Consider the following 19,965-nt stretch of genomic DNA (forward strand, 5'->3'; position numbering starts at 1 on the left):
AAAAGCTGGGCAATGGTCTATTAATGCGGGCAGCGGGGCGCGGTTACAAGGGGCGCGCCGCGTGATACAGACTGACCTCGCGAAATTCCGCCGGCTCGGCCAGATCCGGCCAGGTGCAGCCATCCAGCAGGGCCAGGCGCTGGTAGAGCGGATGCTGGAAGTCCTTGACCCGCGAGTCGGCCACCAGCGCCTGACGCCCACGGCTGAGAAAATGATCGAGCAGTGGCAGATTGGCGCGGTCGTAAAGCACGTCGGCCACCAGGATCAGGTCGTAGCGGTCCGCCTCGGCGAAGAAATCTTCCGAGTAGTTCAGCGTCACGCCATTGAGTTCGGCATTGGCGCGACAGGCGGCCAGTGCCACGGGATCGAGGTCGCAGGCCACCACCTCGGCGGCGCCGGCCTTGGCCGCGGCAATCGCCGCGACGCCGGAGCCTGCGCCGAAATCCAGTACGCGCTTGCCGCGCACCCACTCGGGACGCTCGGCCAGCCAGCGCGTCAGCACCAGGCCGCTGGCCCAGCAGAAGCACCAGTAGGGCGGCTCTTCGAGAATGCGCCGGGTTTCCTCCGGGTTGAAGGCGCGGTCCATGTTGCTGGCATCGATCAGCCACAGGGCGATATCGGTACCCGGCAGGGTTTCGGCCACCAGGCGCGCATCGCCGAGCAGTTCGCTCAGCGCCCGCTGCAGCGCTTCCGGTGGCTTCATGGCGCCGGCACCAGATGCAGCGTCCCCAGATCCTGATCGCTTAACTCAACGATGGTGCGTGCCGGCAGGCGTTGCACCAGGCGCCCGGACTGGCTGACCCGGCCGCGCAGTTCCAGGCGTAAATCCTGCGGTACCTGCCGGTCGCTCACCGGCAGATGAAACGGCAGCGCTTCGCCGTTGCCACGCAGATGGATCTGGCCGAGCAGGGCACGCGGCCGGCCGCGCATGTCCACGCCCAGCAGCGCCAGATCGACATCGGCGCCCGCGGCCACGCCAATCAACTCGCCGCGCAGGCCGGGGCCTTGGACGATAGGCGTACTGGCTTCGGTCTCTGTCAGAGTTGGCGTGGCAGGCGGTGTGGTAGCCGTGGGTTCGCTGGCACAGGCGGCGAGCAGGCCGCTCAACGCCACTGGCAGGAAGGACAGGTATCGGTTCATGGCAGGTTCTGCTCTCGAAGGTGCGTTGCCATAGCTTAATTTGTCTTGCTGCCTCTATGCGCTACCATGACGCCTTTGCCGCCAACAGCCCGCGCCTGCCATGCATTGTCCCTTCTGCGCCGCCAACGACACCAAAGTCATCGATTCCCGTCTGGTCGCCGAGGGCGACCAGGTCCGCCGCCGCCGCGAATGCGTGGCCTGCGGCGAGCGTTTCACCACCTTCGAAACCGCCGAGCTGGTAATGCCGCGTCTGATCAAACAGGACGGCAGCCGCCAGCCCTTCGATGAAGAGAAGCTGCGCGCCGGCATGCAGCGCGCGCTGGAGAAACGCCCGGTCAGCGTCGAGCGCCTGGAAGAGGCCATCGCCCGCATCAAGCAGCAACTGCGCGCCACTGGCGAGCGCGAGGTGAAGTCGCTGGTGCTGGGCGAACTGGTGATGACCGAGCTGAGCAAACTCGACGAGGTGGCTTACATTCGTTTCGCCTCGGTGTATCGGCGCTTCCAGGACCTCAACGAATTCCGCGAAGAAATCGAGCGTCTGGCCCGCGAGCCGTCGAAAAGCCGATGAGCGAGCGCGACCACTTGTTCATGGCGCGCGCCCTCAAGCTGGCGCGCAAAGGCCTTTATTCAACTCATCCGAACCCACGGGTTGGCTGCGTCATCGTGCGCGACGGCGAAATCGTCGGCGAGGGCTGGCATGCCCGGGCTGGCGAGCCGCACGCCGAGGTGCACGCCCTGCGCCAGGCCGGTGAGCGGGCGCGCGGTGCCACCGCCTACGTGACCCTGGAGCCCTGCAGTCACCACGGGCGTACGCCGCCGTGCGCCGATGCACTGGTCGCAGCGGGTGTCGATCGGGTAGTCGCTGCGATGCAGGACCCCAACCCGCAAGTCGCCGGGCGTGGCCTGTTGCGCCTGGCCAACGCCGGAATCGAAGTACTGTCCGGCGTGCTGGAGGCCGAGGCGCGGGCGCTCAATGTCGGCTTCATCAAACGCATGGAAAGTGGCCTGCCATTCGTGCGGGTCAAGTCGGCGATGAGCCTGGATGGCCGCACGGCGATGGCCAGCGGCGAAAGCCAGTGGATCACCGGGCCGGCCGCTCGCGCCGAGGTGCAGCGTTTACGCGCGCAGTCCAGCGTGGTGCTCAGTGGCGCCGACACCGTGCTGGCCGATGATGCACGGCTGACCGTGCGTCCCGAAGAGCTTGGGCTTGATGCCGAGTTGACCGCCCTGGCGCAGCGTCGCCCGCCGCTGCGCGTGCTGATCGATGGCCGCCTGCGTGTGCCGTTGGACCAAACCTTCTTCCAGGTCGGCTCTGCTCTGGTGGCGACCTGCGCTGTCGCCATCGCTCCTGACGGCTACCAGGCGGACGGCCACGAACTGCTTGCCGTGCCGGGCAGCGATGGCCATGTCGACTTGCGCAAACTGATGCAGGAGCTGGCCGGGCGCGGCGTCAACGAGGTGCTGGTCGAGGCCGGGCCGCGCCTGGCTGGCGCCTTCGCCCGTGCCGGGCTGGTGGACGAGTACCGCATCTTCGTTGCGCCCAAGTTGCTGGGTTCCAGCGCACGGCCATTGTTCGAGCTGCCGCTCGATCGCATGGCCGAGGCGACGGAACTGCGCATCCTAGATATCCGCGCCGTTGGCGAGGACTGGCAGGTCACCGCCGTACCGAAGACCGCCTAGCGCGGGGCCATGCGTTACGGTTGCAAATGTGGTACAACGCCACGCGGTCATTTGCATATGGCCGCAACGTTCTCAGGGCGGGGTGAGATTCCCCACCGGCGGTAATGGTTCGCAGAACCTAGCCCGCGAGCGCTCGTCATGGCATCTGCCGGACGAGGTCCAGCAGACCCGGTGCGATTCCGGGGCCGACGGTATAGTCCGGATAAAGAGAGAGCGGGATTCCCTCCTCGGGCGCCTTTTGCGTGTCCGTGAAATCCCTATCGATCGGCATTGCCCTGTTTTTGACCAAAACAGGAGTTCGTCCATGCTGTTCAGCAATACCTTCAACGTGAAACCGGAGGGCGTATGTTCACCGGCATAATCGAAGCCATCGGCAGTATCCGCGCCATGACGCCCAAGGGCGGCGACGTGCGCGTCTACGTGGCCACCGGCAAACTCGACCTCGGCGACGTCAAGCTCGGCGACAGCATCGCCGTCAACGGCATCTGCCTGACCGCCGTGGAATTGCCCGGCGACGGCTTCTGGGCCGACGTCAGCCGCGAGACGCTGGCGCGCACCGCCTTTGTCGATCTCAAGCCCGGCAGCGCAGTGAATCTGGAGAAGGCTTTGACGCCGACCAGTCGCCTCGGCGGTCATCTGGTCAGTGGGCACGTCGATGGCGTCGGCGAGATCGTCTCGCGCGCCGATAATGCCCGCGCCGTGCAGTTCAGGGTGCGCGCCCCGCGCGAATTGGCCAAGTACATCGCGCACAAGGGCTCGATCACCGTCGACGGAACCAGCCTGACCGTCAACGCCGTCGATGGCGCCGAGTTCGAACTGACCATCGTGCCGCACACCCTGGCCGAGACCATCATGGTCGACTACCAGGCCGGGCGTAAGGTCAACCTTGAGGTCGATCTGCTGGCTCGTTACCTGGAGCGCCTGCTGCTCGGCGACAAGGCCGCCGAGCCCAAGGCCTCGGGCCTCACCGAAAGCTTTCTCGCCGAACACGGCTACCTGAAGAATTGAGGAGACGCCCGATGGCGCTCAATACCGCTGAAGAACTGATCGAAGACATCCGCGCCGGCAAGATGGTCATCCTCATGGATGACGAGGACCGCGAGAACGAAGGCGACATCATCATCGCCTCCGAATGCGTCACCGCCGAGCACATCAACTTCATGGCCCGCTTCGCCCGCGGCCTGATCTGCATGCCGATGACCCGCGAGCGCTGCGAGCTGCTCAATCTGCCGCTGATGTCGCCGCGCAACGGCTCGGGTTTCGGCACCAAGTTCACCGTCTCCATCGAGGCCGCCGAGGGTGTGACCACCGGTATCTCGGCTGCTGACCGTGCGCGTACCGTGCAGGCTGCGGTCGCGCGCAACGCTGTGGCTGAAGATATCGTCAGCCCCGGCCATATCTTCCCGCTGATGGCCCAGCCCGGCGGCGTGCTGGCCCGTGCCGGCCATACCGAGGCGGCCTGCGACCTGGCGCGTATGGGCGGTTTCGAACCGAGCGGGGTGATCTGCGAGATCATGAACGACGACGGCACCATGGCGCGTCGCCCGGAGCTGGAAAAGTTCGCTGAAGAGCACGGTCTGAAGATTGGCACCATCGCCGATCTGATCCACTACCGCCTGATCCACGAGCGTACCGTCGAGCGCATCAGCGAGCAGCCGTTGGACACCGAGCTGGGCCAGTTCAACCTGGTGACCTACCGTGATGGCGTGGAGAACACCGCGCACATGGCGTTGACTCTGGGCACCGTCTGCGCGGAAGAGCCGACCCTGGTGCGCGTGCACAACATGGACCCGCTGCGCGACCTGTTCCTGGTCAATCAGCCGGGCCGCTGGAGCATGCGTGCGGCCATGGCCGAAGTGGCCAGGGCGGGCAGTGGCGTGGTGCTGCTGCTCGGCAACCCGCTGACCGGCCCTGAGCTGCTGGCGCTGATCGGCCGTCAGCAACCGGCCAATCCTGCGACCTACAGCACCGTGGGCGCCGGTTCGCAGATCCTGCGCGACCTGGGCGTGCGCAAGATGCGCCTGATGAGCTCGCCGATGAAGTTCAACGCGATATCCGGCTTCGACCTCGAGGTTGTAGAATACCTGCCGTCTAAATAAGAAGCGGCTCGACAGAGCCGCATCTGATGACCCTCTCCCTCTGGGAGAGGGTGCCCGCAGGGCGGGAGAGGGTGTCGTGGTCAACGCCTAACCCTCTCCCTACGCGGGCCGCCCCAGCCCCTCTCCCGCAAGCGGGAGAGGGGAGAAAGCGAGCCCTCTGCCGGTGGCAAGGGGGCTACGCCGACAAACGAATTTTATTTTCGGAGCGCAAGGCGCTCCGGCTCTTTAACCCATGTGAGACCCGTCATGACCCTGAAGACCATCGAAGGTACCTTCATCGCCCCGAAGGGCAAATACGCCCTGGTGGTAGGCCGTTTCAACAGCTTCGTCGTCGAGAGCCTGGTCAGCGGCGCCATCGACGCCCTGGTTCGCCACGGTGTCAGCGAGAGCGACATCACCATCATCCGTGCGCCGGGCGCCTTCGAGATCCCGCTGGTGACCCAGAAGGTCGCTCAGCGTGGCGAGTACGCGGCGATCATCGCCCTGGGCGCGGTCATCCGTGGCGGCACTCCGCACTTCGAATACGTCGCCGGCGAGTGCACCAAGGGCCTGGCCCAGGTCTCCATGGAATACGGTGTTCCGGTCGCCTTCGGCGTGCTAACCGTCGACTCCATCGAGCAAGCCATCGAACGTTCCGGCACCAAGGCGGGTAACAAGGGTGCCGAAGCTGCGCTGTCTGCCCTGGAAATGGTCAGCCTGCTGGCGCAGTTGGAGGCCAAGTGAGCAACTCCGGTAACGGCCAGCCGGCCAAGAAGGGCCCCAGCGGCAAGATTCTCGCCCGTCGCGAAGCCCGCACCCTGGCCATGCAGGCCCTGTACTCCTGGCACATCGCCGGGCAGCCGCTGAACGAGATCGAGGCGCAGTTCCGCGTCGACAATGACTTCAGCAAGGTCGATGGAGCCTATTTCCACGAGATCCTGCACGGCGTGCCGCGGCAAAAGACCGAGCTGGACGGTGCCTTCGCGCCGCTGCTCGATCGTCCGCTGGAAGAGATCGATCCGGTCGAACTGGCCATCCTGCGCCTGTCCACCTACGAGCTGAAGAACCGCGTCGACGTCCCCTACAAGGTGGTGATCAACGAAGGTATCGAGCTGGCCAAGGTGTTCGGTGCCACCGACGGGCACAAGTTCGTCAACGGCATCCTCGACAAGCTTGCGCCTACGCTGCGTGCCGCCGAAGTCAACGCCAACAAGCGTTGAGGCCCTAGCGGATGCTCGGTTCACGATCTCGCCAACCCCTGTCCTGCTCTCGCGTTGCAGGGCCGGCGCGCAGTGGATCGTGGCTCGCACATGGGTGAGTTCGAGCTGATTCGTCACTACTTCGCCGCGGCCCCCTGTGCGCAGGGTGGCGACGGCGTGGTTCGTGGCATTGGCGATGATTGCGCGCTGCTGGCGCTGCCAGCCGACGAACAGTTGGCGGTTTCCACCGATACGCTGGTCGCCGGGGTGCACTTCCCCGACGCCTGCGATGCCTTTCTCCTCGGTCAGCGTGCGCTGGCCGTCTCTGCCAGCGACCTGGCCGCCATGGGCGCCACGCCGCTCGCCTTTACCCTCGCGCTGACCCTGCCGAGCGTCAGCGAGGCCTGGCTGGCCGCGTTCGCTCGCGGCTTGCAGCTGATGGCGCAGAACTGCTCGATGACGCTGGTCGGGGGCGATACCACACGCGGTCCGCTGAGCCTGACGCTGACCGTGTTCGGCCGGGTGCCGCGCGGGCAGGCGCTGCTACGCAGCGGTGCGCAGGTGGGGGATCTGCTCTGTGTCGGTGGCGAGCTGGGCGACGCCGCCGGGGCGTTGCCACTGGCACTGGGGCAGCGTAATGCGCCAGATGAAATCCGCGAGGCGCTGCTGGCGCGCTACTGGTCGCCGCAACCGCAATTGGCCCTGGGCCAGGCCTTGCGTGGGCGGGCCACGGCCGCGCTGGATATTTCCGACGGGCTGCTAGCCGACTGTGGTCATATTGCCGAGGCTTCGCAGGTAGCCTTGCAGATCGAACTGGAGCGAGTTCCACTGTCTACGCCGCTACGTGCGTTCGCTGGTGAAGAGCACGCGCGGGCCTGCGCGCTGAGTGGTGGCGATGATTACCGCCTGGCCTTTACCCTACCGCCAGCGTTGCTTGCTGATGTACAGGCCGATTGGCTCGATGTGCGGGTTATCGGCCGTGTGCTGGCCGGTACTGGCGTACAGTTGTTGGATGCTGCAGGTCAGCCCATCGAACCGCCCCGTGGCGGCTATCAACATTTCTGACAGGACGGAGTGCGTGTGACCGATCACCCCAACCAGGTTCCCGCCGAATACGTACCGCCCTCGGTGTGGCGTAATCCCTGGCACTTCATTGCCTTCGGCTTCGGCTCCGGCACCTTGCCCAAGGCGCCCGGTACCTGGGGCTCGCTGGTGGCACTGCCGTTCGTGCCGCTGTGGCAGATGCTGCCGGACTGGGGCTACTGGCTGCTGCTCGGCGTGACCATGCTGTTCGGCTTCTGGCTGTGCGGCAAGGTCGCCGACGACCTGCGCGTGCACGACCATGAAGGCATCGTCTGGGACGAGATGGTCGGCATGTGGATCACCCTGTGGCTGGTGCCTGAGGGGTGGGTCTGGTTACTGCTAGGCTTTCTCATGTTTCGTCTGTTCGACATCGTCAAACCCTGGCCGATTCGCTGGATCGACCGTCATGTGCATGGCGGTGTCGGCATCATGCTCGATGACATCATCGCCGGGGTCTTCGCCTGGCTGGCCATGCAGGGGCTGGTCTGGGCCTGGGCCAACTACGGAGCAGGGCTGGGTTTCTAAAAGGTCATGGGGATGAGGCAAAGCTGGTTGGGCGTACTGTTGATGCTGTGCACCCTGAGCGGTGCTCAGGCGCAGAGTGATCTGCCAGACGAGATACGCCTGGCCAGCGAGGTGTGGGAAGCCTACACCGAAGCCGACGGTACCGGCCTGGGCTGGGACATCATGCGTGAGGTGTTCGAGCCGGCAGGCGTCAGGCTGAGCATCTACAGCGTGCCCTACACGCGCGCCGTCGGGCTCGTGCAGCGCGGCGGGGCCGATGCCTGGGTCGGTGCCTATCGCGACGAGATCGAGGATCAGGTGTTTTACCCCAAGGAGCACTATGACAGCGATCAGATCGTCGCGGTCGGCCTCAAGGACAAGCCCGTGCCGACGCTGGAGAGCCTGGGCAAATACCGGTTGGTCTGGGTGAGAGGCTATGGCTACGAGGAATATCTGCCGAATGTGCGCGACTACCGGGAAGTGCAGCGGCGTGGCGGTATCCTCGGCATGCTCAACCTGGGCCATGCGGACTTCTACATCGATGCTCGTCCCGAGGTCGACTACGTCCTGAACCAGGCCGCCAACCCGCAGCGGTATCGCGTGACGGATCTGACCCAGTTGCCGCTTTATCTCGGTTTTGCCGATACGCCGCGTGGTCGTGCCCTGGCAGAGCTTTATGACCAGCGTCTGGCCAGGCTGATTGCCAGCGGCGAGTTGCGGTCGATCTTCGCGCGCTGGCATTGGCCCTATCCCTTCGACTGAGCCGGGAGACCCTCATTCATGCTGCTTCGTCATTGTCTCGCTGTGCTGGTGCTGTCGTGTTCGAGCCTTTCCTGGGCGGCTTCTCAGGTCCAGGTGGTCGGTCTGTTTCCCGGCGCGGCAGTGGTCAACGTCGACGGCCAGCGCAAGCTGGTGCGAGTCGGTCAGAGCGGCCCGGGCGGTGTGCAGGTGGTCAGCGTCGACAAGCAGGGCGCGGTGTTGCGCGTCGATGGTGTCGAGCGCGCCTATCCGCTGAGTCGCGAATACAGCGCCGGTTTCGCCGAACCGGTTAGAAAGCGCCTGAGCATTGCCAAGGGGCCAGGTGGCCACTACTGGATCACCGGTTCGGTCAACGGCCAAAGCGTGCCATTTCTGGTGGATACCGGTGCCACGTCGGTTGCCCTCAATGAAGCCCAGGCGCGCCGCCTGGGCATCGACTTTCGCGTCAGTGGGCAACCGCTCACGGTCAGTACTGCCAGTGGTACGGCGCGTGGCTGGCGGGTCCGCCTGGATCGGGTCAAGATCGGCGACATCGAGGTGCTTGGCGTCGAGGCCGTGGTGCTGGAAGGGGGCGCCCCCGCCGAAGCCTTGCTCGGCATGAGCTTCATGAGTCGCGTCGGCTGGCGCGAGGAGCAGGGCATGCTGGTGCTGGAGTCCAAGCTCTGATCACGGCATTAACCGTTTCGATACCGATGATCAGCAATTCTGTCTGACCCGGCCGCTGGGCCTGCTGATACAATGCGCGCCTGTTTCGTACTCATTGCTAGGAGTATCCGGTGTCCGTCGTGTTCGTCGCCGCCTCCCAACTGCCCACCCCTTTCGGTGTGTTCACCATGCACGGTTTCCTCGACGAGGCCACCGGCAAGGAGCACGTCGCCCTGACCTTCGGCAACGTCGCCGATGGTGCTCCGGTGCTCGGGCGTCTGCATTCCGAATGCCTGACCGGCGACGCGCTGTTCAGCCTGCGTTGCGACTGCGGCGCCCAACTGCAGGCAGCGCTGCAGGCCATCGCCAATGAGGGTCGCGGTGTGCTGCTGTATCTGCGTCAGGAAGGTCGTGGCATCGGCCTGCTGAACAAGATCCGTGCCTATGAACTGCAGGACGGCGGTGCCGATACCGTGGAGGCCAACGAGCGTCTGGGCTTCGGTGCCGACCAGCGCGACTACGCCATCTGCCTGCCAATGCTCGAGCATCTGCGAATCAACAGCCTCAAGCTGATGACCAACAATCCGCGCAAGGTCAAGGCGCTGGGCGACATGGGCATCGCCGTGGATCATCGCGTGCCGCTGCAGATCGCGCACAACCCCTACAACAAGCGCTACCTCGCCACCAAGGCCGGCAAGCTCGGCCATATGCTGGGTAACCAGCATCAGGGTGAGGCCGAGGAAAGCCTGTGACCCGAGGCCAGGTAAAGCGCCGGCTGGCGCTGGCCTGGTGGCGCCAGCTGGGCGTGGCGCTGGCGCCGCTTTTCGTATTCAACCTGCTGTTCGGTGGCGGTAATACCACGGTGCTGACCATGCCGCTGTTCATCGCCGGCCTGGCCTCGATGTTCGTCAGCCTGCCGCTGTTTTCCGCCTACAAGCGCGCGCTGATCGCCTCCGAGAAGGCGCTCGACAGCGAAGCCGAACCCGCCGCCTGGCTGGAGCTGGATCGTGTACGCCTGCGCGCTCTTTTGGGCGCCGCGCTGCCGGCCTGGATCGCTGCACTGGCGGTGCTGGCTGGCCTGGAGGCGATTCCGTTGGTGCTGCTCGCACTGTCGTCCATCGTCCTGCACAGCCTCTATCGCATCCCCCATCAGCTGGGCTGACATGCGTAAGTGGCTGCTCGCCCTGTGCCTGCTGACGCTGCCGCTGTCGGCCGCCGAACGGGTGATCAGCCTGGCGCCCTCGCTCAGCGAAATCATGCTCGACCTGGATGCCGCCGACCTGCTGGTCGGTGTACTCGACGGGGATGAGCGTCCAGCCGCGCTGGCGCATCTGCCCACCGTTGGGCGTTATGGCCAGCTGGAATTCGAGCGTCTGCTGCAATTGGCACCGGATCTGATCCTCATCGCGCCAGGCAGCGTGCCGCCCGCGCAGCAGGCGCAGTTGCGGGGTTTAGGTATCGATCTGTTGATCGTCGAGCCGCAACGCCTCGACCAACTCGGCGATGCCTTCGTACGCATTGGCAAGCGAATTGGCCGGCCGGAGCCGGGTGAGCAGCTGGCGTCCGAGTTTCGGGGCGCGCTGGATGCGTTGCGTCAGCGCTACCGGCGCGATCAGCCCCTGTCGGTGTTCTATCAGATCTGGCACCAGCCGCTTTACACCATCGGTGGCCAGCAACTGATTGGTGATGCCCTGCAGGTGTGCGGTGCGCGCAACCTGTTCGATGACCTGCCGCAGCCTGCGCCTCAGGTCAGCGTCGAAGCGGTGCTGGCGCGTGATCCAGATGTGATTCTTGGCGGTAGCAACGCCGAATTGTCCGCTTGGCAGGCCTGGCCGCAGTTGCATGCGGTACGCCTGGGGCAGGTCTGGGCGGTGCCGGACAAGGGCCTGGAAAGGCCCAGCCGGCAGATGCTCGGGGCCATCGAAGAGCTGTGCGCGCTGATGGCGTCGGCGCGTTAGCGTTACGTGGGGTGCATAGCGTCACGTAGGGTGGGTTGGCCGCTTGTTGCGATGGTCGGTTGATTCACTGTGCTTGATGCGGCGTAACCCACCATTGGTGCAAGACGATCTATCGCCTGGTGGGTTACGTGGGGCAGCCATCCGAGCGCACAGTGTTTATCGGCGTCGGCTATGTTGGTGTTCAGCGCCGCTAACCCACCCTACGGTTGTTGCTCATCAACTTTAGAGCTGCGGCGTCCAGGTCACGGCGAATAGCGCGGTGCGGCCGGCGCTGTTGTAGCCGAATCGGCCATTGGCTGTGCTGTAGGTCGCTTCTGCGTAATCCTTGTCCAGCAGGTTATCCAGCTTCAGGCTCAGGCCCAGCTCCTGGGTGGCCTGCCAGGCGGCGCGCAGGCTGAGCAGGCCGTAGCCGCTCATCTCGATCTCGTTCTCGGCATCGTCGTAGCGACCACTGATCGCGCGCCAGCCTGCGCCCACCGAGACATCGCCAAAGCGGCGGTCGAGATCCAGGCTCAGTGTACGTTTGGCACGGCGCTGCAGGGTGTGGCCGCTGTCGCGGTCACGCGGGTCGATCAGCGCCAGGGCGAGGTTGCCCTGCCAGCCGAAAAGCTCCTGCTGCACGGCGGCTTCGAAGCCGTTGATCCGGGCTGTCTGGATGTTCTGCGGAATGAAGTTCTGGTCCAGAACGATGGCGTCCTCGATCTCGGTGCTGTACACGGACGCCTGCAGGGAGCCGGTGTCGCTGTAACGGCTGCGCCATTGCAGTTCGTAGCTCTTCGAGCGTTCCGCGGCGAGGTCGGGGTTGGCGCTTGGGAAGCACAGGCCACCGGCGCAGAAGTCCGGGTAATACAGGTCGTTGAAGGTCGGTGCGCGGAAACCTTCGCTATAGGACAGGATCAGGTCGTTGGCCTGGTTCAGGGGCAGGGTCAATGCCGCGTTCCAGGTGTTCTCGTTGCCGAACTGCTGGTTGTCGTCATGACGCAGGCCCAGCTCGGTGGAGAAACGCTCACCGGCGTAGCGATGCTGAATGAAGGCCGCTCGGTTCCAGCGTGAGTCCTCGACGAAATCCGTGGTGCCCTGTGCTCGATCTTCATACCAGTCCAGACCCAGCAGCAGTTGATGGTTGTCGCTCAGTGTCAGCGTGTTCAGCCAGTTTGCAGCGTCACGATAGGTGTTGAATTGACTGACGCTGCCGCCTGCCTGGTCGTTGCCGCTGTCGCGCTTGTCCTCGCTATGCCCCAATTCCAGGCGGCTATTCCACGCGTCGTTGAGGCGTGCATCGATAAAGCCAGAGATGCTGCTGAGCAGGAAGTCAGTGGTCGGCAGCGAGCCGGTAAAGACATCGTCGTATTCCACCTGGCCGCGTTGATCGAGCGCACTGAAGCCCACCTGCAGGTCATCGTGGAAACGATGCGACAGATTCAGGCTGAGCGAGCGGTTGCGATAGGCGTCGTCATCGCCATTGGCGCCGAAACCGTCGCGAGTGGCATCAATGCCGGCCGTCTCGTCCAGGGCGGCGCCGAGATTGAAGCGCGTGCGCTGGTCGCCACCGGAGAGGCCGAGGCTGCGCTGGTAGGTGCTGTCGCTGCCGGCTGCCAGGCGAGCGTAGGGTTTGAGGCCCTGGCCGTCGCCCTTGCGGGTGAAGATCTGAATCACCCCGCCGATGGCGTCGGAGCCATAGAGCGCCGAACGGGCGCCGCGCACGACCTCGATGCGCTCGATTTGCTCAGGCGCGAGAAATTCCAGGCTGCTGGTACCGCTGGACGCGGCCGAGATACGTTGACCGTCGACCAACACCAGGGTCTGCGCCGTGCTGGTGCCGCGCAGAAAGACGCCTGTCTGGCTGCCAGCACCACCGGTGCGCACGACGCCAAGACCGGGTACGCGCTCCAGCAGTTCAGCAACGCTGCTGACCTGCAGACGCTCGATATCCGCCCGTTCGAACACCGTGGTCGCCGCTGTAGCCTGGGCTTGCGGCTCGGCCAGGCGCCCGGAGGTCACCACCAGAGGGGCACTCATATAGGGCTCGGCAGCCAATACGGCAGTAGGCATGACGGCGATGGCCAAAGCCAGGCGGGACAGTTTCATTATCGAGATTCCTCAAAGTCGGCAGACATTCGAGGAGGGCAGGGGCAAGCGCGGGACGGCGGCGCTTGACGGTGCGGCCCTCCGCAACACCAGTCACACCGTCAGGGCCGGTCTCCGGACTCTCGACCCGCGTCCGCCTTCCCGGTATTACCCAGTGGCTGTTGGGCGTGGTTGCAGGCTCTTGGGCCTGCGGTCGATTACCGTTGCGGGGGCAGCGTCGGGGTTGCTCATGAAGAGCGCACCGACTTCCCGTTTAACGCCGCTTGCGCAGCGCACCCTGGCGGAACATGAAGTGCGCGCACCTTAAAGTGCGTGTCTATGAATGACAAGCAAGCCCGGCTCATTCAGCGATGAGCGGGCTTCATGCTCAGGCCTGAAGCAGGTTCAGGCGCTGGCGTACCGCGCGCTCAATGCCGGCTTCGTCGAGGCCGCATTCGGCGAGCATCTGGCTGGGCTTGGCGTGCTCGACGTAGTAGTCCGGCAGGCCCAGGTGCAGCATCGGCACCTGGCAGTTCTCGGCAGCGAAGAATTCGCTGACCGCGCTGCCGGCGCCACCCATGATGCTGTTCTCTTCGATGGTCACCAGCAGCGCGTGGCTGCCTGCCAGTTCGCGTAGCAAGGCTTCGTCGAGGGGTTTGACGAAGCGCATGTCGACCACTGTGGCATCCAGTGTTTCGCCGACGCGTAGGGCTTCGGCCAGTTGCACGCCGAAGGCCAGCAGGGCGACGCCCTTGCCCTGGCGGCGTATCACGGCCTTGCCAATTTCCAGCGGTTCCAGGCCGGCATCGAGCGGCGCGTTGGGGCCGCTGCCGCGCGGGTAGCGCACCGCCGCCGGGCCGTCGAACAGGTGGCCGGTGGTGAGCATGCGGCGCAACTCGTTCTCGTCGCTCGGCGTCATCACCAGCATGCCGGGGATGCAGCGCAAGTAGGACAGGTCGAAGCTGCCGGCATGGGTCGGGCCGTCTTCGCCGACCAGGCCGGCGCGGTCGATGGCGAACAGCACGTCGAGGTGCTGCACGGCCACGTCGTGAATCAACTGGTCATAGGCGCGCTGGAGGAAGGTGGAATAGATCGCCACCACCGGCTTGGCGCCTTCGCAGGCCATGCCGGCGGCCAGGGTCACGGCGTGCTGCTCGGCAATCGCCACGTCGAAGTAACGATCAGGGAAGCGCTCGCTGAAGGCCACGAGATCCGAGCCTTCCTTCATCGCCGGGGTGATGCCGACCAGGCGCGCGTCCTGCTCAGCCATGTCGCACAGCCACTGGCCGAACACGTTGGAGTATTTCGGGCCGCTGGGCCGCTTCGGGCTAGAGAGCGGCGCAGCGACAGGCGTCACCGGCTCCAGCTTGGTGATGGCGTGGTAGCCGATCGGATCAAGCTCGGCCGGGGCGAAGCCCTTGCCCTTCTTGGTCACCACGTGGAGGAACTGCGGGCCGTCGAGGTCGCGCATATTGCGCAACGTGGCGAGCAGGGTGGGCAGGTCGTGGCCGTCGATGGGGCCGACGTAGTTCCAGCCCAGTTCCTCGAACAGGGTGCCAGGCACCAGCATGCCTTTGGCATGTTCCTCGACCTTGCGCGCGATTTCCCAGGCGCCGGGCAGGTGCGAGAGGATCTTCTTGCTGCCCTCGCGCATGCTGGCGTAGGTGCGGCTGGAGATGATCTTGGCCAGGTAGTTGGACAGGCCGCCGACATTCTTGGAGATCGACATGTCGTTGTCGTTGAGGATCACCAGCATGTTGGCGCCGACATCGGTGGCGTGGTTGAGCGCCTCGAAGGCCATGCCGGCGGTCAGTGCGCCGTCGCCGATCACCGCTACGCTCTTGCGCTTCTCGCCCTTCAGGCGGGCGGCGATTGCCATGCCCAGCGCCGCGCTGATGCTGGTGCTGGAGTGGCCGACGCCGAAGGTGTCGTACTCGCTCTCGCTGCGGCGCGGGAAGGCGGCCAGACCGTCCTTCTGGCGCAGGCTGCCCATGCGCTCGCGACGGCCGGTGAGAATCTTGTGCGGGTAGGCCTGGTGACCGACGTCCCACACCAGGCGGTCATCGGGAGTGTCGAAGACGTAGTGCAGGGCGATGGTCAGCTCGATCACGCCGAGGCCGGCACCGAAGTGCCCGCCGCTCTGGCCAACGCTGTAGAGCAGGTACTGGCGCAGTTCATCGGCGAGGGTTTCCAGGTCCGCTTCGGCCAGGCGGCGCAGTTCGTCGGGCGTGTTGGCGCTGTCGAGCAACGGCGTCAACGGGCGCTCGCGGGGGATCTCGTGGAAAGTGGTCGGCATCAGGCGAATCGTTATAGGTGTAAAAGATGCGGCAGTTTACCTGATGCCAGGAAAACAGCCCAATTTGCTGACCACATCGGCGTTACCGGTAGTGTCTTGCGAGGAAATCCAGCAGCAGGGCGCTGACCCGTTCGGCGCATTCGGCCTGTAGCCAGTGGCCGGCGCCGGGCAGGTCGTGGCGCTCCAGGTGCGGCACCTTGTCGCCCATGCGTTTCAGGGTCGGCGCCTCGAAGCGCCCGACCGGATCGTTTTCCCCGAGCAGGAACAGCGTCGGCTGCGTCACCTGAAGCCCGGCCAGGGATTCTGTGCGCTGCCAGTTGCGCTCGAAGTTGCGGTACCAGTTCAGTGCGCCGCGGAAACCGTGACGCTCGAAGGTGCGCAGGTAGTGGGCGAACATCGCCTCGCTGCACCAGGCCGGCAGTGGCAGGTCATCCGGCATGCCGTCGAACAGCTGCGCATCGGCCGGTTTGTCCGTCGCCAGCAGGGCATCGCCCAGGCCGCTGAGCAGCAGGCGCAGGCTGCGGCCGATGTCATCGTCCAGTTCGGCCTCGGCCAGCCCCGGTTGCTGGAAGTAGAGGATGTAGTGGAAGCGCCCGGCGTAGGCCTCGCGCATCATCTCGATGGCCGGACGTTTCGGCCGTCCGCCGAACGGCACCGACAGCGCGCCGAGGGCCTTGACCCGCTCAGGCTCCAGCAGCGCCAGGTGCCAGGCCACCGGCGCGCCCCAGTCATGGCCGACCACAGCCACCTCGCGCTGGCCGAGCATGTCCATGGCGGCCTGGATGTCGCCGCACAGGGTGATCAGGTCATAGGCGGCCGGATCGGCCGGCGCGCTGCTGGCGCCGTAGCCGCGCATCTCCGGGGCGAACACGCGGTAGCCGGCGGCCGCCAGCGCCTCGATCTGCGGATGCCAGGCGTACCAGCATTCGGGAAAGCCATGCAGCAACCACACCGGCCGGCCGTGCTCGGGGCCGGCGCTGTACAGGCTGAGTTCGATGTCATTGACGGCGAGCAGGCGGTGGTCGAGGTGCATGGACGATTACCAGGTGTCGATGAAGGGACGTTTCTTGCCATCACGCCGGGGCGGACGCGGCGCCGCATTGAGGCCGCGCAGCAGCCAGGCGCGGCTGTCGGCCGGGTCGATCACGGCGTCGATCTCAAGGTAGCTGGCCATGTTCAGCGCCTTGCCGTTTTGGTAGGCCTTGGCCACCAGCTTGTCGAACAGCGCCTGGCACGTGGCCTCGTCCGGCTGGGCCGCCAGCTCTTTGGCGAAACCCAGGCGCACCGCACCTTCCAGGCCCATGGCGCCGAACTCGCCACTGGGCCAGGCGGCGGTGAACAGGGGAGAATGGAAGCTGCCGGCCGCCATGGCCTGGGCGCCGAGGCCGTAGCCTTTGCGCAGCACCAGGGTGAAGAACGGCACCGTAAGGCTGGCGGCGGTGACGAACAGGCGCGAGACATGACGCACCGTGGCCTGCTTTTCCGCCTCCGGGCCGACCATGAAGCCGGGGGTGTCGCACAGCGAGATGATGGGCAGGTCATGCGCTTCGCACAGTTGCAGGAAGCGCGCGGCCTTGTCGCCGGCCACCGCATCGATGGCGCCGCCCAGGTGCGCAGGATTGTTGGCGATCAGGCCGAACGGCTTGCCCTCGATGCGGATCAGTGCGGTGATCAGGCCAGGTGCGAACTGGCGGCGCAGTTCCAGCACGCTGCCGTGATCGGCCAGCAGTTCGATCACCTGGCGGATGTCGTACACGCGCAGGCGGTTTTCCGGGATCACATGGCGCAGCTCGCGGGCATCGCTGCACTGCCAGTCGCTGAGCGGGCCCTGGAAATAGCCCAGGTACTGCTTGGCTACGGCGACCGCCTCGGCTTCGTCTTCGACCAGTACGTCGATCACCCCGTTGGGGCCTTGCACGCTGGCCGGGCCGACCTGTTCGGGGGTGAAACTACCCAGGCCACCGCCTTCGATCATCGCCGGGCCAGCCATACCGATGCTCGCATTGCGGGTGGCGATGATCACGTCGCAGCAGCCGAGCAGCGCGGCGTTGCCGGCGAAGCAGCGGCCGGAGACAACGCCCACCGTCGGCACCAGGCCGGAGAGTTTGGCCATGGCGACGAAGGTGTGGCAGTCCAGCCCAGCCACGCCGACGAAGTCGGTATCGCCCGGGCGGCCGCCACCGCCTTCGGCGAACAGCACCACCGGCAGGCGCCATTGCTCGGCCAGGGCCAGCATGCGGTCGGTCTTCTTGTGGTTCATCACCCCCTGGGTGCCGGCGAATACCGTGTAGTCGTAGGCGATGGCCATGCAGCGCGCGGCCTCGCTGCCGAAGCTCGCGGCGTTCACCGTGCCAATCCCGGCGACCAGGCCATCGGCCGGGCTCAGTTCCAGCAGCTCCTCGGGCGAGCGTCGACGACGCTGGGCAGCCAGGGCCATGGCGCCGTATTCGATAAAACTGTCTGCATCGAGCAAGTCCGCGAGGTTTTCCCGGACGGTGCGCTGGCCGGTCTTGCGCCTTTTCGCCACGGCCTCGGGGCGGCGCGCATCGGTCAGGCGCGCGTGGCGCTCCAGCACCTCGGCCAGGTCGGCGCGGATATGCGCCAGGTCGACCGCCTGCTCGCCATAACTGTCCAGACCATCCACCTCGGCCGGCTGCAGGAACGCCAGCGCCTGGCCCTCGCCGATGGCTTCACCGGGTACAACCGTCAGCGCGCGGACGATACCGCTGTGCTCGGCCTTGACCTCGAACTCCATCTTCATCGCTTCCAGCACGGCGATGGGTTGGCCGGTGGCCACGGCGTCGCCCTCGGCCAGCGCCAGGCTGACCAGCACGCCAGCGCTCGGTGCGTTCAGCGCCAGGGTGCCGGGCGGGGCGTCGACAGTGGCCTTGGCGCTGTGCAGCGCGGCGTCAGCGGCGAAGTAGCGATGCGGGTGGGCCTGCTCGCGGTCGGCCAGCAACTCGCTCAGATGACGCTCGACATAGGTGGTGTCGACCTGGTTGGCAATCACCTCGTCGCGCTGCAGCAGGTTCTGCAGCAGGTGCAGGTTGCTCGCCACGCCTTCGATGCGGAACTCGCACAGCGCCCGGTAGGCGCGGCGCAGGGCGCTGGGGTAGTCGCTGGCGCTGGCGATCAGCTTGGCGATCAGCGAGTCGTAGGCCGGGCTCACCGCATAGCCGGCATAGCCGCAGCCATCCACGCGCAGGCCAGGACCGGAGGGCGGCTGGTAGGCGGCGAGCACGCCGCTGGCCGGGCGCGCGCTGCCATCGACGAGTAGGGTTTCCAGATTCAGACGCACCTGCACGGCATAGCCGTTGATCGCCGGTGGCGCGAGCAGGTTCAGCTCGGCCAGGCTTTTGCCGGCGGCCAGGTGCAATTGCGTGTGCAGCAGGTCGACGCCGGTGACCTGTTCGGTGACGGTGTGCTCCACCTGCACGCGCGGGTTGGCTTCCATGAAGTAGAAGCGCCCCGGCTGGTCGAGGTCGAGCAGGAACTCGAATGTGCCGATGCCGCGATACTGCACCTCGGTCGCCAGGCGCAGGGCACTGGCGATGATCGCGTCACGGGTGGCCGCATCCAAATCGGGGCTGGGCGCGATCTCCAGCAGCTTCTGGTGGCGGCGTTGCAGGCTGCAGTCACGCTCCCACAGGTGGCTGACCGCGCCGCTGCCGTCACCGAGTACCTGCACTTCGATATGCCGGGCGCGGCGCACACGCTTTTCCACGTACAGCGCGCCACTGCCGAAGGCGCCCTGGGCTTCCGAGGCACAACGGGTAAAGGCGTCGACCAGTTGCGCCGGATCATCGACCGCGCGCATGCCGCGCCCGCCACCGCCGGCCAGGGCCTTGAGCATTACGCTGCCGTGTTCGGCGAGAAAGGCGCTTGCCTGCTCAAGTGTCACCGGCCGGTTGATGCCGGGTACCAGCGGCACCGCGCAGCGCTCGGCAAGATCGCGGGCGGCGGCCTTGTCGCCGAACAGCTGCAGCGTTTCCGGCGCAGGGCCGACGAAGGTCAGCCCCGCTTCCTGACAACGTCGGGCGAAGTCGGCGTTCTCGGCGAGAAAACCGTAGCCGGGGTGGATGGCCGTGCAGCCCTGCTCGCGGGCGATGCCAATGAGCTGCTCCATATCCAGATACGCAGCCACACCGCGCCCTGTGAGCGGCAACGCCAGGTCCGCCTTGCGTGTGTGCAGGCAGGCACTGTCGTCCTCGGCGAATACCGCGACGCTGCGGATACCGAGGTCGGCGCAGGCCTGGGCGATGCGGATGGCGATCTCGCCACGGTTGGCGATCAGCAGGGCGGGGAAGGGCATGGCGGCTCCGGACGTCTTGTCGTTATGGAGCCATCTTAGGTGGCTGGTTGCCGGGGTAAAGCAAGCCTTATGTGGCGATCATGCGGTCATAGATGACAATGATGGAGCGGGACGGCTATCGCGGCTGAAGCCGCTCCCACAAGAGCAGCCTAGCAGGCCGTTGAAAAACGTAGGCGAGGCAGGCAAGACAAGGCAAAAACAGCCGAAAAAGCGCAGTTTACGTGTTGTAAATGAGCATTTTGAG

General features: G+C 65.7%; 19 protein-coding genes and 2 riboswitches. Of the genes, 13 read left to right on the plus strand and 6 right to left on the minus strand.

The annotated features are described in order from the left end of the window. Nucleotides 1-43: 43 nt before the first annotated feature. Nucleotides 44-703, minus strand: a complete 660-nt coding sequence (locus tag B3P22_RS17315) for a class I SAM-dependent methyltransferase (RefSeq protein ID WP_296271847.1) — start codon at nucleotides 701-703, stop codon at nucleotides 44-46. Beyond that, entirely contained in the window at nucleotides 700-1,140 is a 441-nt protein-coding gene (locus B3P22_RS17320) for a hypothetical protein (RefSeq protein ID WP_296271848.1), read from the minus strand. The genes B3P22_RS17315 and B3P22_RS17320 overlap by 4 nt, the downstream gene beginning before the upstream one ends. Before the next feature lie 100 nt (nucleotides 1,141-1,240). Here B3P22_RS17320 and nrdR point away from each other — a divergent pair, with 100 nt between their 5' ends. From nrdR to B3P22_RS17385, 13 genes are all read left to right on the plus strand, one after another. Continuing rightward, a complete protein-coding gene (gene nrdR / locus B3P22_RS17325) occupies nucleotides 1,241-1,708 on the plus strand; it encodes a transcriptional regulator NrdR (RefSeq protein WP_003243991.1) in 468 nt (155 codons plus the stop codon). After that, complete coding sequence (ribD, locus tag B3P22_RS17330; protein ID WP_296271849.1) at nucleotides 1,705-2,820, plus strand: bifunctional diaminohydroxyphosphoribosylaminopyrimidine deaminase/5-amino-6-(5-phosphoribosylamino)uracil reductase RibD; 1,116 nt, start codon at nucleotides 1,705-1,707, stop codon at nucleotides 2,818-2,820. Before nrdR ends, ribD begins: the two co-directional genes overlap by 4 nt. A 64-nt stretch (nucleotides 2,821-2,884) precedes the next feature. Continuing rightward, nucleotides 2,885-3,039, plus strand: a riboswitch (FMN riboswitch). 126 nt (nucleotides 3,040-3,165) lie between these two features. Further along, complete coding sequence (locus B3P22_RS17335; RefSeq protein ID WP_072424492.1) at nucleotides 3,166-3,828, plus strand: riboflavin synthase; 663 nt, start codon at nucleotides 3,166-3,168, stop codon at nucleotides 3,826-3,828. 11 nt (nucleotides 3,829-3,839) lie between these two features. After that, on the plus strand, nucleotides 3,840-4,919 hold the full coding sequence (gene ribBA, locus B3P22_RS17340; protein ID WP_296271850.1) for a bifunctional 3,4-dihydroxy-2-butanone-4-phosphate synthase/GTP cyclohydrolase II: 1,080 nt from the start codon (nucleotides 3,840-3,842) through the stop codon (nucleotides 4,917-4,919). 246 nt (nucleotides 4,920-5,165) lie between these two features. After that, a complete protein-coding gene (gene ribE / locus B3P22_RS17345; protein WP_012019761.1) occupies nucleotides 5,166-5,642 on the plus strand; it encodes a 6,7-dimethyl-8-ribityllumazine synthase in 477 nt (158 codons plus the stop codon). Further along, nucleotides 5,639-6,118, plus strand: a complete 480-nt coding sequence (nusB, locus tag B3P22_RS17350) for a transcription antitermination factor NusB (RefSeq protein ID WP_161867412.1) — start codon at nucleotides 5,639-5,641, stop codon at nucleotides 6,116-6,118. The genes ribE and nusB overlap by 4 nt, the downstream gene beginning before the upstream one ends. 90 nt (nucleotides 6,119-6,208) lie before the next feature. After that, nucleotides 6,209-7,162, plus strand: a complete 954-nt coding sequence (gene thiL, locus B3P22_RS17355) for a thiamine-phosphate kinase (RefSeq protein ID WP_275547593.1) — start codon at nucleotides 6,209-6,211, stop codon at nucleotides 7,160-7,162. A gap of 15 nt (nucleotides 7,163-7,177) precedes the next feature. Beyond that, nucleotides 7,178-7,705, plus strand: coding sequence for a phosphatidylglycerophosphatase A family protein (locus B3P22_RS17360; protein WP_064495007.1), 528 nt, complete (start codon nucleotides 7,178-7,180; stop codon nucleotides 7,703-7,705). A gap of 6 nt (nucleotides 7,706-7,711) precedes the next feature. Further along, complete coding sequence (locus B3P22_RS17365; RefSeq protein WP_275547592.1) at nucleotides 7,712-8,446, plus strand: substrate-binding periplasmic protein; 735 nt, start codon at nucleotides 7,712-7,714, stop codon at nucleotides 8,444-8,446. Between the two features lie 18 nt (nucleotides 8,447-8,464). Further along, on the plus strand, nucleotides 8,465-9,109 hold the full coding sequence (locus B3P22_RS17370) for a TIGR02281 family clan AA aspartic protease (RefSeq protein WP_275547591.1): 645 nt from the start codon (nucleotides 8,465-8,467) through the stop codon (nucleotides 9,107-9,109). A 110-nt stretch (nucleotides 9,110-9,219) separates the two neighbouring features. Next, entirely contained in the window at nucleotides 9,220-9,840 is a 621-nt protein-coding gene (ribA, locus tag B3P22_RS17375) for a GTP cyclohydrolase II (RefSeq protein WP_197855574.1), read from the plus strand. Next, a complete protein-coding gene (locus tag B3P22_RS17380) occupies nucleotides 9,837-10,250 on the plus strand; it encodes an MFS transporter (protein ID WP_296271851.1) in 414 nt (137 codons plus the stop codon). Before ribA ends, B3P22_RS17380 begins: the two co-directional genes overlap by 4 nt. A gap of 1 nt (nucleotide 10,251) precedes the next feature. Beyond that, nucleotides 10,252-11,046 (plus strand): cobalamin-binding protein, encoded by a 795-nt coding sequence (locus B3P22_RS17385; protein ID WP_275547589.1) that lies wholly within the window; start codon nucleotides 10,252-10,254, stop codon nucleotides 11,044-11,046. Nucleotides 11,047-11,268: 222 nt separating this feature from the next. On the opposite strand, the gene B3P22_RS17390 is transcribed toward B3P22_RS17385, so the two are convergent. The 4 genes from B3P22_RS17390 to B3P22_RS17405 all read right to left on the minus strand — a co-directional run bounded on the left by B3P22_RS17390 (nucleotide 11,269) and on the right by B3P22_RS17405 (nucleotide 19,721). Beyond that, nucleotides 11,269-13,134, minus strand: a complete 1,866-nt coding sequence (locus B3P22_RS17390) for a TonB-dependent receptor domain-containing protein (RefSeq protein ID WP_275547588.1) — start codon at nucleotides 13,132-13,134, stop codon at nucleotides 11,269-11,271. Nucleotides 13,135-13,222: 88 nt separating this feature from the next. Further along, a riboswitch (cobalamin riboswitch) is annotated at nucleotides 13,223-13,429 on the minus strand. 72 nt (nucleotides 13,430-13,501) lie between these two features. Further along, complete coding sequence (gene dxs, locus B3P22_RS17395) at nucleotides 13,502-15,409, minus strand: 1-deoxy-D-xylulose-5-phosphate synthase (protein ID WP_296271852.1); 1,908 nt, start codon at nucleotides 15,407-15,409, stop codon at nucleotides 13,502-13,504. An 82-nt stretch (nucleotides 15,410-15,491) separates the two neighbouring features. Further along, complete coding sequence (locus B3P22_RS17400; RefSeq protein ID WP_296271853.1) at nucleotides 15,492-16,442, minus strand: alpha/beta fold hydrolase; 951 nt, start codon at nucleotides 16,440-16,442, stop codon at nucleotides 15,492-15,494. Between the two features lie 6 nt (nucleotides 16,443-16,448). Further along, entirely contained in the window at nucleotides 16,449-19,721 is a 3,273-nt protein-coding gene (locus B3P22_RS17405) for a carboxyl transferase domain-containing protein (RefSeq protein ID WP_296271854.1), read from the minus strand. Nucleotides 19,722-19,965: the final 244 nt, after the last annotated feature.

This window comes from Pseudomonas sp. UBA6323 (assembly GCF_002439135.1).
Lineage (GTDB): Bacteria > Pseudomonadota > Gammaproteobacteria > Pseudomonadales > Pseudomonadaceae > Aquipseudomonas.